Annotated in this window: 10 protein-coding genes; 3 read left to right on the forward strand and 7 right to left on the reverse strand. The window is 63.1% G+C overall.

All coding sequences use genetic code 11. The features are described from left to right. Positions 1-7: 7 nt before the first annotated feature. The gene (locus BM059_RS16010) at positions 8-1,777 is read right to left on the reverse strand and encodes a sodium:solute symporter family protein (protein ID WP_037003602.1); all 1,770 of its coding nucleotides are present in this window, start codon (positions 1,775-1,777) and stop codon (positions 8-10) included. 6 nt (positions 1,778-1,783) lie between these two features. Next, positions 1,784-2,044 (reverse strand): DUF4212 domain-containing protein, encoded by a 261-nt coding sequence (locus BM059_RS16015; protein WP_037003603.1) that lies wholly within the window; start codon positions 2,042-2,044, stop codon positions 1,784-1,786. 245 nt (positions 2,045-2,289) lie between these two features. On the opposite strand from BM059_RS16015, the gene BM059_RS16020 reads away from it, so the two are divergent. Continuing rightward, positions 2,290-4,422, forward strand: coding sequence for a TonB-dependent siderophore receptor (locus BM059_RS16020; RefSeq protein WP_074939955.1), 2,133 nt, complete (start codon positions 2,290-2,292; stop codon positions 4,420-4,422). Positions 4,423-4,532: 110 nt separating this feature from the next. Here the strand turns inward: BM059_RS16020 and BM059_RS16025 are convergent, their stop codons facing one another. The 4 genes from BM059_RS16025 to BM059_RS16040 form a co-directional block, all read right to left on the reverse strand. Then, positions 4,533-5,321, reverse strand: coding sequence for a PA3715 family protein (locus BM059_RS16025; RefSeq protein WP_074939957.1), 789 nt, complete (start codon positions 5,319-5,321; stop codon positions 4,533-4,535). 144 nt (positions 5,322-5,465) lie between these two features. After that, positions 5,466-5,768: a hypothetical protein gene (locus tag BM059_RS16030; protein ID WP_037003607.1), complete on the reverse strand. Its 303-nt coding sequence runs from the start codon at positions 5,766-5,768 to the stop codon at positions 5,466-5,468. Positions 5,769-5,816: 48 nt separating this feature from the next. Next, a complete protein-coding gene (gene creD / locus BM059_RS16035) occupies positions 5,817-7,160 on the reverse strand; it encodes a cell envelope integrity protein CreD (RefSeq protein ID WP_074939960.1) in 1,344 nt (447 codons plus the stop codon). Between the two features lie 179 nt (positions 7,161-7,339). Beyond that, complete coding sequence (locus BM059_RS16040; RefSeq protein ID WP_074939962.1) at positions 7,340-7,801, reverse strand: phage infection protein; 462 nt, start codon at positions 7,799-7,801, stop codon at positions 7,340-7,342. A 245-nt stretch (positions 7,802-8,046) separates the two neighbouring features. Here BM059_RS16040 and BM059_RS16045 point away from each other — a divergent pair, with 245 nt between their 5' ends. After that, positions 8,047-9,678: a VRR-NUC domain-containing protein gene (locus BM059_RS16045; RefSeq protein WP_074939965.1), complete on the forward strand. Its 1,632-nt coding sequence runs from the start codon at positions 8,047-8,049 to the stop codon at positions 9,676-9,678. After that, positions 9,675-11,963 (forward strand): ATP-dependent DNA helicase, encoded by a 2,289-nt coding sequence (locus tag BM059_RS16050; protein ID WP_074939967.1) that lies wholly within the window; start codon positions 9,675-9,677, stop codon positions 11,961-11,963. The genes BM059_RS16045 and BM059_RS16050 overlap by 4 nt, the downstream gene beginning before the upstream one ends. Before the next feature lie 80 nt (positions 11,964-12,043). On the opposite strand, the gene creC is transcribed toward BM059_RS16050, so the two are convergent. Next, on the reverse strand, positions 12,044-13,468 hold the full coding sequence (gene creC, locus BM059_RS16055) for a two-component system sensor histidine kinase CreC (RefSeq protein WP_074939970.1): 1,425 nt from the start codon (positions 13,466-13,468) through the stop codon (positions 12,044-12,046).

Genomic DNA, 13,468 nt, shown 5'->3' on the forward strand with positions numbered 1-13,468 from the left:
ATTATGCTTAGTGGTTCAGAGCGGCACCAGCACCTTTCGGGGTACGTACGCTTTCCACCAGGTCCTGGATTTCCTGCGGCGGCTCGGCGGTGACCATCGATACGCCGTAGGCTACGGCGAAGTTGATCAGCGCACCGACGGTACCGAAGGAGGCCGGGGAGATACCCATGAACCACTGGTCCGGGGTATTGGGCAGCATGTTGGTCTCCGGAATGAAGAACCAGCCCAGGTAGGTGAAGATGTACAGCAGGGTGATCACCAGGCCGGCGACCATGCCGCAGATCGCACCCTTGTCGTTCATGCGCTTGGAGAAGATCCCCATCATCAGCACCGGGAACAGGGTCGCAGCGGCGATACCGAAGGCCAACGCCACCACCTGCGCAGCGAACCCGGGTGGATTCAAGCCCAGATAGGTCGCCAGCAGAATCGCGCACGCCATCGATATCCGCGCCGCCCTCATCTCGTTCTTCTCGCTGATCTTCGGATTGATCAAGGTCTTGATCAGGTCATGACTGATCGCCGAAGAAATCGCCAGCAACAAACCAGCCGCTGTCGACAGTGCCGCCGCAATGGCGCCCGCTGCGATCAGACCAACGACCCATGCAGGCAGGTTGGCGATCTCAGGGTTGGCCAGAACCAGGATGTCGTTGTTCACGGTCAGCTCGTTACCGTTCCAGCCACGCTCCTGAGCGGTAGCGGTGAAGGCCGGTGCGGCATCGTTGTACATCTGGATGCGACCGTCGCCGTTCTTGTCTTCCCACTTGATCAGACCGGTCTGTTCCCAGTTCTTGACCCACTCAGGACGCTCTTCGTAGGACAGGGACGGGGCCGTAGCGCCTTCCGGATAGATGGTGGTCACCAGGTTCAGACGTGCCATGGAGGCTACGGCCGGAGCGGTGAGATACAGCAGGGCGATGAAGATCAGAGTCCAGCCAGCGGACCAACGAGCATCGGCCACCTTCGGTACGGTGAAGAAGCGAATGATCACGTGCGGCAGACCGGCAGTACCGATCATCAGCGACATGGTGAACAGCACCATGTTCAGCTTGTTGTCGACATCGGCGGTGTAGGCAGCGAAGCCCAGCTCACGGACCACTTCATCGAGTTTCTGCAGCAGCGGCACGCCAGACTCGACATGGTCACCGAACAGGCCCAGCGGCGGAATCGGGTTACCGGTCAGCTGCAGGGAGATGAAGATGGCCGGGATGGTGTAGGCGACGATCAATACCACGTACTGAGCGACCTGGGTGTAGGTGATGCCCTTCATGCCGCCGAATACGGCGTAGGCGAACACCACTGCCGCAGCGATCCAGATACCCGTGGAGTTGCTCACCTCGAGGAAGCGCGAGAAGGCAACACCGGCACCGGCCATCTGCCCGATCACGTAGGTCACGGAGATGATCACCAGGCAGATCACTGCAGTCAGGCGCGCGCCACGACTGTAGAAGCGATCACCGATGAAGTCCGGCACGGTGAACTTGCCGAACTTGCGCAGGTAGGGCGCCAGCAGCATCGCCAGCAGGACGTAGCCACCGGTCCAGCCCATGAGGAACGTGGAGTTGGCATAACCACCGGCGGCAATCAGGCCCGCCATGGAGATGAAGGAAGCAGCGGACATCCAGTCAGCGGCTGTCGCCATGCCGTTGGTGACCGGATGCACACCACCGCCAGCGACGTAGAACTCTTTGGTGGAGCCGGCACGCGCCCAGATGGCGATACCGATGTAGAGCGCGAAGGACGCACCTACGAACAACATGTTGATAACGAATTGGCTCATGACCACTTACTCCTCAACGCCAAATTCTTTATCAAGTTTGTTCAGTCTCCACGCGTAGTGAAAAATGAGCCCGATAAAGAAGAGGATTGAGCCTTGCTGCGCGAACCAGAATCCGAGGTCGGAACCGCCAACGGAGATTCCCGCAACCATCGGGCGCAGAATCATGGCGAATCCATAGGAAACCAGCGCCCAGACAATCAGGCTCCAGGTGATGAGCCGCACATTGGCCTTCCAATAGGCCGCGGCATTTGCTTGTTCAGAAGTCATAGACGCCTCCGGTTATTTTTATTCTGATGCAGCTTCAAGCTATCAGCAGGCCAGCACTGGCCGACAGATAGACATTGGTATTAGCCGCATCGCGACGTTTCGGACACTTGATGGGAAACGCTGAAACTGTAGAAGAAAAACGAGCCTTCCGAAGGTAGTTTTGCGACAAGCACGCATTTGATAATGATTATCTAAAACATTAGAATCCTGGGCCCTCACCTCCCCCCGCCCCAAGGATTCACACCATGCGACGCCTGGTCGTACCGCTGCTCGCCCTTCCCGCCCTCACCTGCCATACCACCTTCGCCAGCACGGACAACGACACCCCGCTGGCGCTGGAAGAAATGCAGATCACCGCCCCCGGCGAGCAGGCAGACGGCCCGCTGGATGGCTACCGCGCCACTCGCTCGGCCAGTGCGACACGCACCGACACGCCGATTCATGAAATCCCGCAGTCGATCAGCGTGGTACCGGCGCAGGTGGTGCAGGACATTGGCGCGGTGCGCCTGGAAGATGCGCTGGACTACGCCGGCGGCGTGGAACGCGGCAACAACTTCGGTGGCCAGGGCCTGACCGAGTTTCTGATTCGCGGCTTCAACAGCCAGGAGTTCTACCGCAACGGTTTCGCCGCCAACCGTGGCTACCCGAACATGCCCGACGCCAGCACCATCGAGCGCATCGAGGTGCTGCGCGGACCGGCCGCCATGCTCTATGGCCGCAGTGATCCTGGCGGTACCTTCAATATCGTCAGCAAGCAGCCACAGGTTGAGCGCCGCACCGTACTGGGCAGTCAGATCAACAGCGAGGGCCGGCGCCGTGGCACCCTCGACACCACCGGAGCGTTGGATCAACAGGCCGACTTCACCTATCGCCTGAATTTGGTGGCCGAGGGCGGCGACAGCTTCCGCGATGACGTCGAGAGCGAACGCTACAACGTCGCCCCGGTGCTGCGCTGGCAGCTCAACGAAGACACCGCCGTCACTCTCGAAGGCGACTACCTGCACAATCGCCACCCGCTCGATCGTGGCGTTACCCGCTACTCCAACCAGAACGGCAAGCTGCCGCGTGACCGCTTCCTCGGCGAGAAGGATGCCGGCAAGCTGACCAACGAGAACGCCACTACGCAACTACGCATCGAGCACCTGCTCAATGACAGCTGGACCCTGCGTGGCGGCGTGCAGTACCTCGATGGCAAGATCTACGGCGGCGCCGTGGAGAACAACAGCAACGCCTACAGCGGCCTGCCTGCAGGCAGCAGCACCGTCGGGCGCAACTACAACGAGCGCTGGCTGAATTGGAACGACGTCAACGCCCAGGCCAACGCCGAAGGCAACTTCGACCTTGCCGGTTTCGCCCACACCCTGCTGGTGGGTGTGGAGTACGACAAGTTCAACTACAACTCGCTGATCATCCGCTCGCCAGGTGGTGGCGCTTACCCCATCGACCTGTACAACCCGGTACACGGCCAACCGCTGCCGGCGCTGACCCGTACCACCACCCACGACGCCGAGACACTGGAGTCCTACGCCTTTTTCCTGCAGGACCAGATCGCGCTGACCGAACGCCTCAAGGCGCAGGTGGGTGCGCGTATCGAGCGCTTCGAGCAGAGCTACGTGGACAAGCTCAACTCTGGCGGCGACTGGGATCAGGCGCACAATGCCGTCACCCCACGCTTCGGCCTGATCTACGACCTCACCGACGAGCTGGCGGTATTCGCCAATATCTCGCGTTCGTTCAAGCCCAACCGTGGCGCGGATCGCCTGGGCAATGCATTCGACCCGGAAAAAGGCATCGCCCATGAAGTCGGCATAAAGTACGACATGGCCGACCGCGACCTGAGCCTGACCGCCGCGCTGTTCCATATCGTCAAGGAAAACGTGCTGACCAGCGACCCACTGGACAGCACTCGCAGCATCGCTGCCGGCGAAGTACGCAGCCGTGGTTTCGACATCAACCTGGCCGGCAACATCACCCCGCAATGGCGGGTGATCGGCGGCTATGCCTATGTCGACGCCGAACTCACCGAAAGCACCAGCGCCACCATGCCGGTGGGTACGCGCCTGGCCAACGTGCCGCGCCACAGCTTCAACCTGCTCGACACCTACGAGTTCGACAGCGGAGCCCTGGCCGGCCTGGGGCTGGGCATTGGCCTGAAATACGTCAGCGAGCGTCAGGGCCAAACCAGTAATAACACCTTCGACATGGACGGCTATGGCCTGGTCGACCTGCTGGCCTACTACCCGCTGACCGAGAACGTGCGCCTGAATCTCAACCTGAACAACGTCTTCGACAAGCACTACGAAGAGCGCGCCTGGAACGTCTGGAGTTATCCGGGTGAACCACGCACGCTGCAGGCGGGGATTTCGGTCAGCCTGTAACCACGAGCGTCAGGTGGGCGGCGCTCACCTGGCGTTCAGCGTTGTAGCCCTGATGCAATCCGGGGATGGTCTGTTGCACTGTTTCCGGATTGCATCCGGGCTACATGCCTTCAGAGCGGGTCGGAAGCCAGCTCGATCGGCAGCAGGTAACGATCGTCGCCGTATTCGATAGGCAGTTGGTAGCGATGCGTGCTCTCCTCGACGGTCTGGCATTCGCCATCGCCCTGGGCCGTGCGTCGTTCGACGCGGGTGTCCTTGAGCAGCAGGTCGCGATAGCCCTGGTTACCGATGCGCTCGGTAATGATGACCACCCCCTTGGTTTCGCTGAACTCTCCCGTGCAGTTGGTATCCCACTCGCCCCAGGACAGTGCGACCGGTAACTCTCCCAGCAGCGGTCGAAGGCGCTGTGCCTCCAGCTCATACAGATGCAGCTGCGTTTTGCTGAAGGGATTCGCCCGCGAACTGTTCTCGCGCGAGATTCGCAGACCAAAAGCCAGATCATCCCCACGCAGGCGATAAGGCGCGGTATCGAAGGCCAACCTCGTCACGTAGATCGCATCCCAATCCAACCGATTGGGCTCCACCAGCCGTGCCACGACCTGCTGCTTGACGCTATCGAGCAGCAGCACTTCAAGATCCGTCTCGCCATGACTGTCGTGCTCTGCACGCACCAGCGGCATCGCGATCAAGGTCAGCTCAGGCCGCGCCGGCCAGACCTTGCAAATGCTCTGTTCGGCATCCACCCGATAGCGCCCGCGCTCATCCTCGAGCACCTGACGGGCTGTATGGCCCGGGTGAGCCATCTCGATCCAGGTGGGTAGCTGCTGCCGGCAATCATCGGCCTGTGCCAGGCTCGCCAGCAGCAGACCACCAAGGGCTATGGTCAGTCTCTTTTTCATCCTTGAAGCACTCCCGTTCAACGAGCCGCGAGTCTACGCGGCTACCTGCGCACTGCACATGATGGACATCGCGAAACAGCCAGGCGATGCGCAGCGCCAACAGGTGCCCGGCACGCGCGTCCTCACGCAAACCGATGTGCCCGCTCATGCCCGATACCACAGGCGCATGAAGCCCAGCGCCAACAGCAGGCCGACCTGGCCCAGCGCCGCGCACAGCGATAGGAAGGAGCGCAGCGTGCCGTTGCTCGCAGCATCCTGGATGCCGGTCAGGGCGTTCCAGAAGCCTTCCGGCAGCACCATCAGGCTCAGGCTGGCGAGCGGTTTGCCCGTCAGCAGCAGGCCATCGATCAGGTTGAACCAACCGCAGAACATCAAGCCGATGAGGATCATCACCGCCACCACCAGACCGAGGCCCAGGCACGCGGAAAACTGCATGAGAAGACGCATGGGATTACCTCCAGAGAAGGGGCGCGGCTCCCGCCGCGCCGTTCGGATTCAGGCTTGCGGAGCGCTACGGCCGACGCCGTACCAGTCCAGTTTGCGGGTCAGCACCATCACGCTACCGAGCACGCCGAACACCAGCAGCGAGCCCATCAGCAAGGCGTAGTCCTCGGCGTTGAGCAGGCCGTAGAGCATGGCGTACAGGGCTGCCAGCAAGGCGCCGAAGCCCAGCCCGCGCCGCCAGCTGTGCAACACGAAGCTGACGTAGAAGCCGATCAGGCCGACGCAGGCGCTGGCCGAGAGCAAATAGGCCAGGGCGAACTCCAGATGCTCGGACAGCGACAAGAGCAGCAGGTAGAACAGCGCCAGCGACAGACCGACCAGAGCGTACTGCACCGGGTGCACGGCCAGGCGCTTGAGCACTTCGAAGAGGAAGAAGGTGGCGAAGGTCAGGGCGATGAACAGCAGCGCATATTTGATCGCACGGTCGGTCTTCAGGTACTGATCGACCGGGTCGACGAAACTGACCCCGAAGTTGCGGCCGAACAGCCCCTGGCAACGATCACCGCCTACGCAGTCGCGCAGTGCCTCTTCCAGGTTGGTGGCGAAGAAGCTGGTCTGCCACTCAGCAGTGAAGCCTGCGGCGCTGATCTCGCGGCTGCTCGGCAGGTATTCACCGACGAAACTCGGGTGCGGCCAGTCGGAGTTCAGCTTGACCCGGCTGTCACGCCCAACCGGCACCACCGAGAGCTGCTCGGTGCCCTGTAGTTTGAGGTCGAAGGCAAATTCCAGTGTTTGCCCACCCTGCGCATCCAGAGCGGGAAGCGGTGCATGCACGCCAGCGCCGAAGTTATCGTCACCGCTACCCGGCGCGAAACTCAGGGTCTGACCATTCAGGCGCAGCTGCAGGTCGTTGCTGATGCCACGGATATCGCTGATGCCGACCGAGAGAAAGGGTTTCTCGAAGCGGTAGAAGCCCAGGTCGTCGCCCAGCCCCATACGCGCCGGCAGGCGGAATTGGCCGCTGACCTGGCTGTCGCTGCGGTACAGGCGCGCTTCATAGATGCCACGGGCGCGCAGTTCGGTGCCGACCTGCCCTTCGAGCACGAAGCGCTCCGGCAGGAAATACAGACGGCCGCGACGCTGACGCTCCTCGCTATAGCGCTCGCCGGTCTTCTCGTTGGTCTTCCACTCATGCGTGGTCTTGATATAGGGCAGCACCAGGATCGGTCCGGTGATCTGCTGGCGGTAGCTGGAACTGCGGGCGATATCCTGCAGCACCTCGTAGCGCATGCCTTGGCGCTCGTCGACCAGGCCATCGATCATCAGCAGGGGAATCATCAGCAGCAATATCAGCAGGGCAATGGCGCCCAACTTGAAGCCCAGGGTGCGGGTCATGGTACGGCTCTCCGTAGCGAGTGAAGGTACGGCAGAGTCTGGGCAGCTACGGTGGCAGGCGTGTGGGATGAGCGTGGAGATTGTGTGGAGAATGGGTGAAAGAGAAAGGGCGCCGATTGAGGGCGCCCTTTCTAACTGCAATGCGGCATAAGACTACTCCCGCGTGATGGAAGACCGAATTAGCTGATACGGCTGGCACCCACGCGGTCGGCACCATCTTCGGCTACACGGTTCAGGCCTACGCGATCTGCGCCACCTTCTGCTACGCGGTTCAGGCCAACGCGGTCAGCGCCACCTTCGGCAACACGGTTCAGACCAACGCGGTCAGCACCACCTTCTGCAACACGATTCAGACCAACGCGATCAGCGCCACCTTCTGCAACACGATTCAGACCAACGCGATCAGCGCCACCTTCTGCAACACGGTTCGGGCCAACACGATCAGCGCCATCTTCGGCTACGCGGAAACGCTCCAGCGTACGCTCGGCACCGCCTTCGGCTACACGGTTTACACCGACGCGGTCTGCACCATCTTCAGCGACTACAGGGGCTGCAGACTGTTGAGCGTTGATCTGCGGCAGGGCGAAAGCACTGGCGGACAGGGCGGCAATAACGAGGCTGGCGAGGATTTGCTTTTTCATGTTCGTTCTCCTGAGTGGGTAAGTAACTGGCTACGGTTGCCATGTTACGCACGCCCCAGAACGGCAAAAGGCACATCTCGGGATAGTGACCATCGACGCCATCGATACCTGGAAAAGCGCTTATCGATCAGACAGATAGTTGCCACGATCACTCGCACAGCGCCGCCCTCGCCTTCCGTCTACTCTGTGCGGTTGCGGGTGAACGGCACTGGCATCTGTATAAAAAACCAGTAAAACTTCGCAGCATGCTCAGCCTCGACGCCCCTGAACTCTATTACCTGGCCAACTTCCGCAAGGCCCTCGCCTGGCTCGACACCCATCACCGCGAACTGATGGATGGCGCCGAGCGCGCCTTCCTCGCGGATTTTCCCCAACTCCCCCTGCCTGCCCAGGCGCTGCTGGTACGCCTGGTGATGCGCAAGGGCGTGCACTTTCGCGTGAGTAAGCTGCGCTATGCCGAGATTGGCGATATCCCGACCGCTGCCGCGCCCTTGCTGGAACTAGGCTGGCTTATCGACTGCGCCGCACTGAGCTTCGACGAACTGGGCGCTCTGCTGCTCAAGGACGAACTAGCCGCACATTTCGCCAACGACCTGCCGCGCGGGCCGTTGAAAAAAAGCGCAGTGCTCGACCACCTACGCGAACTGCACAGCGAACCGCGCAGCCTCACCGACTGGTGCCCGCAACTGGACGAGCGCCTGCTGAGCCTGGCCATCGGCCCGCTGTGCGACCGCCTGCGCCTGATGTTCTTCGGCAACCTGGCGCAGGACTGGTCGGAGTTCGTGCTGGCCGACCTGGGAATATTCCGCTACGAGCAGGTGCCGATCACCCCTGGCTCGCGCGGTTTTCGCAGCCGCCAGGACGTGGACGACTACCTGCACCTGCGCACTTGCCGTGACGCCTTCGAGGCCGGCTTGGCAGTCACCGAGGTGCTGCAGCACCTCGGTGATTTCTCCAGCGACAGCCCGCATATCGGCGAACGCCACCAGCGCCTGCTGCTGCAATTGGCGCAGCATCTGGAGCGCGCTGGCGAGCTGGACTCGGCGCTGGCGCTATACCGCGACACCCGTGCGGTGGGTTCACGCCAGCGGCAGATTCGCGTGTTGGAGCGCCTGGGCCAAGATGCCGAAGCGCTAGCCTTGGCCGAGCAGGTAATAGCAGCACCGCACAATGCCGAAGAGGCGCAACTGGCCGAACGGGCGCGCACTCGCCTGCGCAAACGCCTCGGTCTGCCAGCAGCGGCCAAGGCGGCGAAACTGATCGAGGATCGTCTCGACCTGCGCCTGCCGCGCGCCGCCAGCGTCGAGCTGGCCGTGGCCATGCACCTGGCCGAACCCGACGCGCCGGTGTATTACGTGGAGAACACGCTGATCTGCGGGCTGTTCGGCCTGCTCTGCTGGAAGGCGATTTTCGCCCCGCTGCCCGGCGCTTTCTTCCACCCCTTCCACACCGGCCCGGTGGATCTGCACCGCGCCGACTTCCACGCCCGCCGCAGCGAGCTGTTCGCCGCCTGCATGGCGCGTCTGGAGGATGGAAGTTACATCGAGGCCATGCGCCGCACCCACTCTGAGAAATTCGGTATCCAGTCGCCCTTCGTGTTCTGGGAGCTGCTCGACGCCGAGCGCCTGGAGCAAGCGCTGGTCTGCCTGCCGCCGGAGCACCTGGCCGCCTGGTTCCGCCGCCTGCTGGGCGACATCCGCGAGAACCGCGCCGGCATGCCTGACCTGATCCAGTTCTGGCCCAGTGAGGCGCGCTACCGGATGATCGAAGTGAAAGGCCCCGGCGACCGCCTGCAGGACAACCAGAAACGCTGGCTGACCTTCTGCGCCGAGCACGGCATGCCGGTCAGCGTCTGTTACGTGGAGTGGGCCGAGTGAGCCTGCGCATCGCCGTGCGCGAGCTGTGCGAGTTCACCGCCAAGGAAGGTGACCTCGACCTGCGCTTCACACCCTCACCCACCGCGCAGGAAGGTATGGCAGGGCACGCCACGGTGGTGGCCCGGCGCGGCCCGGATTACGTCTCCGAGCTGCCACTGATAGGCGAGTTCGAAGGGCTGACGGTCAGCGGCCGCGCCGATGGCTTCGACCCCGAATTTCGCCTGCTGGAAGAGATCAAGACCCACCGTGGTGACATCTCGCGCATCCCGGCCAACCACCGCCTGCTGCACTGGGCGCAGGTGAAGATCTACGGCTGGCTGCTGTGCCAGGAACTCGGCTTCGAGGAACTGGATCTGGCGGTGGTCTACTTCAACGTCATGACCCAGCAGGAAACGGTGTTCCGCGAGCGCCACAGCGCCGCCTCGCTGGCCGACTTCTTCGCCCTGCACTGCCGCCGTTACATCGAATGGGCGCGGCAGGAACAGGCGCATCAGCACGCACGTAACCAGGCATTGGAAGCGCTGGAGTTCCCCTATGGCGAATTTCGTCATGGCCAACGGCAACTGGCCGAAGCCGTGTACCGCGCCGCACGTGACGGCCACTACCTGCTGGCGCAGGCCACCACCGGCATCGGCAAAACCCTCGGCACCCTGTTCCCGCAGCTCAAGGCCATGCCCGGCCAACAGCTCGACCGCCTGTTCTTCCTCAGCGCCAAGACGCCAGGCCGACGCCTGGCACTGGATGCCCTGCGACGCCTGCGCGAGCCGGACACGCCGCTGCGCGTGCTGGAGCACGTGGCCCGCGATAAGGCTTGCGAGCACCCGAGCAAAGCCTGCCATGGCGACTCCTGCCCGCTGGCCAAGGGCTTCTACGACCGCCTGCCGGCAGCACGCAGCGCGGCGCTCAAGGAGCGCTGGCTGGATCAGAAAGCCGTGCGCAATATCGCCATCGCCCACGGCGTGTGCCCCTACTACCTGAGCCAGGAACTATGCCGCTGGAGCGACGTGGTGGTGGGCGACTACAACTACTACTTCGACCTCGGCGCCCTGCTGCACAGCCTGACGCTGATCAACCAGTGGCGCGTCTGCCTGCTGGTGGACGAAGCGCACAACCTGGTGGAACGCGGGCGCGGCATGTACAGCGCCGAGCTGGATCAGGCGCGTTTCAAGGCCATGTGCCGCGACGCGCCGAAGCGTCTGAAGAGCGTGCTGGAACGAGTCGACCGCCACTGGGATCAACTGCACCGCGAGCAGGAGGTGCCCTACCAGGTCTACCCGCTGGCGCCGGACTTGCTGTTGGCCGCTCTGGGCAAGGCCGTCAGCGCGATCACCGACCTGCTCACCGACCAGCCCGAAGGCAATGGCGGCGAGCTGCTCAGTTTCTATCTCGACGCCATGCTGTTCTGCCGCCTGGCGGAAAGCTTCGGCCCGCACTCGCTGTTCGACATCAACCGAGATGAAGCCGGCAACGGGCGCAGCTATTCCACCCTGTGCATCCGCAATATCCTGCCGGCGCCCTTCCTCGGCCCGCGCTTCGAGGAGGCCCACAGCGCCACGCTGTTCTCCGCCACCCTCAGCCCCAGCCACTACTACCTAGACCTGCTCGGCCTGCCGGAGGAGACCCAATGCGTGGACGTCGCCTCGCCGTTCAGCGCCGAACAACTGCACGTACAGGTGGTGCGCAACCTGTCTACCCGCTACCAGCACCGCGACGCCTCGCTGGCGCCGATCTGCCAATTGATGGCGCGCCAGTACGCCGAACGCCCCGGCAACTACCTGGCCTTCTTCAGCAGCTATCAGTATCTGGAACAGGTGCTGCAGCAACTGCGCCGCGAGCACCCGCAGATTCCGGTATGGACGCAGTCACGGCAGATGGACGAGGCAGCGCGCCAGGGCTTTATCGAACGCTTCCAGATCGGCGGCCGCGGCATCGGCTTCGCCGTGCTCGGCGGTGTATTCGGCGAGGGCGTTGACCTACCTGGCGAACGCCTGATCGGCGCCTTCGTCGCCACCCTCGGCCTGGCCCAGCTCAACCCCATCAACGAAGAAATCCGCCAACGCATGGACACCCTGTTCGGCAATGGCTACGACTACACCTACCTCTACCCCGGTCTACAGAAAGTGGTGCAGGCCGCTGGCCGGGTGATCCGCACGCCAGAAGACCAGGGCGTGCTCTACCTGATCGACGACCGCTTCGCCCGCCCGGAAGTACGCAAACTGCTACCGACCTGGTGGCAGGTGGAGCTGCTGCGTTTGCCGCTCCAGGCACCGTTGCTGGAAAGCTGAAAAACGCGGTGCGCACGGCGCACCCTACGGGAACCGCGGCGCTATTGTAGGGTGCGCCGCGCGCACCATTGCCCGAAGGCTCAAGCGACTGGCAGCTTCAGCGTCACTTCAACACCGTTATCGACATTACGGATGTGCAGCGAACCACCGTGCAGATCAACCACCTCCTGCACGAAATTAAGACCGAGGCCGGTGCTCTTGCGGCCGCCATTAGGGCGTGGCAGGGAGTAGAAGCGTTCGGTCAGGCGCGCCAGGGCGTAATCGGGGATGGCTTCGCCTTGGTTGAACAAGCGTAGCACGATGCGCTCGCCGTGGCGTTCGGCGACGAGGCGGATAGTCCCGTCGGACGGGGTGAAGTCAAGTGCGTTATCCAGCAGGTTGGCCAATGCCTGACGCAGCAGGAAGCGTTCGCCGCGCAGGCTGAGACCGGCTGGCAGCGCCTGTTCGATCTGCAGGTTGGCAGCGGTGATACGCGCCTGCTGCGCTTGCAGCAGTTCGTCCACCAGCGCCGCCAGCGGCACGCTCACTCGCTCCTCGAGGCCCTGACGCTGTTCCACCTGGGCCAGGTGCAGCATACGTTCGATGAGGTTCTGCAGGCGCGCGCTTTCCTGCTGGATATTGGCCACGAAGCGCTGGCGCTGTTCGGTGGGCATGTCGCCGTCGAGCAGTTCAGCGGCGCCACGGATGGCCGCCAGCGGGCTCTTCAGTTCGTGGGTCAGGGTGTGCACGTAGCGCTCGACATAGGCTTTGCCTTCCAGCTCGGTGCGCATGCGCTCGACCGCCACAGCCAGTTGCCCGAGTTCGCCGCCGCGCACAGCGGGCATCTCGGCGCGTTGGCCCTCGCTGACGGCCTGGGCGTAGCGAGTGAGCTTGCCCAGCGCAGCGCTGAGCCACCAGGACAACCCCGCGCCAATCAACAGACCAAGGCCGATCAACCCGGCACCGAGCCAGCCGAGGCGCGTCTGCGAGCGCTCGATATAAGGCTGCAGGGTGCGGTTGGGTTTGGCCACCGAGACCACGCCGATGATGCGCTCGCCATCCTTGATCGGCGCGGCGACATACATAACCGAGGAGTCGGGGTCGTTCGGGTCTTCGCGGGTCGAGCGCGCGCCGTACTGGCCACGCAGAGTCAGCAGCACATCATTCCAACGCGAGTAGTCCTGGCCAATGGCCTGGCCGGTGGAGTCGAGCAGGACGATGCCATGGGCATCGGTGACGTAGATACGGTGATTGACCTCGGCCTTGGTCAGCCCCCAGATGCTCGCCTGCGGCTGGCGTCGGCCATAGGCCTCCAGCGCATCGTTCAGGCGGCCCTGCCCCAGAGAGCCGGCCTTGACCTCGTCACGCAGGATCTCGGCCAGCAGATTGGCGGTATCGACCAGCGTCTCCTCGGTGCTCTGGCGCACGCCGGGGCGAATCTCGTCCATCACCGTGCTCAGCACGAACCAACCGGCCAGGCCGACAAAGAGGAAGTAGACGAGAAAAATGCGTACGCCCAGCGGCAT

Origin of the sequence: Ectopseudomonas composti (assembly GCF_900115475.1) — a bacterium.
GTDB lineage: Bacteria > Pseudomonadota > Gammaproteobacteria > Pseudomonadales > Pseudomonadaceae > Aquipseudomonas > Aquipseudomonas composti.

What these genes read in the sequence shown, in the direction of transcription:
- BM059_RS16010 (WP_037003602.1), bottom strand. Translation starts at nt 1,777, where the DNA reads ATGAGCCAATTCGTTATCAACATGTTGTTCGTAGGTGCGTCCTTCGCG.
- BM059_RS16015 (WP_037003603.1), bottom strand. Translation starts at nt 2,044, where the DNA reads ATGACTTCTGAACAAGCAAATGCCGCGGCCTATTGGAAGGCCAATGTG.
- BM059_RS16020 (WP_074939955.1), top strand. Translation starts at nt 2,290, where the DNA reads ATGCGACGCCTGGTCGTACCGCTGCTCGCCCTTCCCGCCCTCACCTGC.
- BM059_RS16025 (WP_074939957.1), bottom strand. Translation starts at nt 5,321, where the DNA reads ATGAAAAAGAGACTGACCATAGCCCTTGGTGGTCTGCTGCTGGCGAGC.
- BM059_RS16030 (WP_037003607.1), bottom strand. Translation starts at nt 5,768, where the DNA reads ATGCGTCTTCTCATGCAGTTTTCCGCGTGCCTGGGCCTCGGTCTGGTG.
- creD (WP_074939960.1), bottom strand. Translation starts at nt 7,160, where the DNA reads ATGACCCGCACCCTGGGCTTCAAGTTGGGCGCCATTGCCCTGCTGATA.
- BM059_RS16040 (WP_074939962.1), bottom strand. Translation starts at nt 7,801, where the DNA reads ATGAAAAAGCAAATCCTCGCCAGCCTCGTTATTGCCGCCCTGTCCGCC.
- BM059_RS16045 (WP_074939965.1), top strand. Translation starts at nt 8,047, where the DNA reads ATGCTCAGCCTCGACGCCCCTGAACTCTATTACCTGGCCAACTTCCGC.
- creC (WP_074939970.1), bottom strand. Translation starts at nt 13,468, where the DNA reads ATGCCGCTGGGCGTACGCATTTTTCTCGTCTACTTCCTCTTTGTCGGC.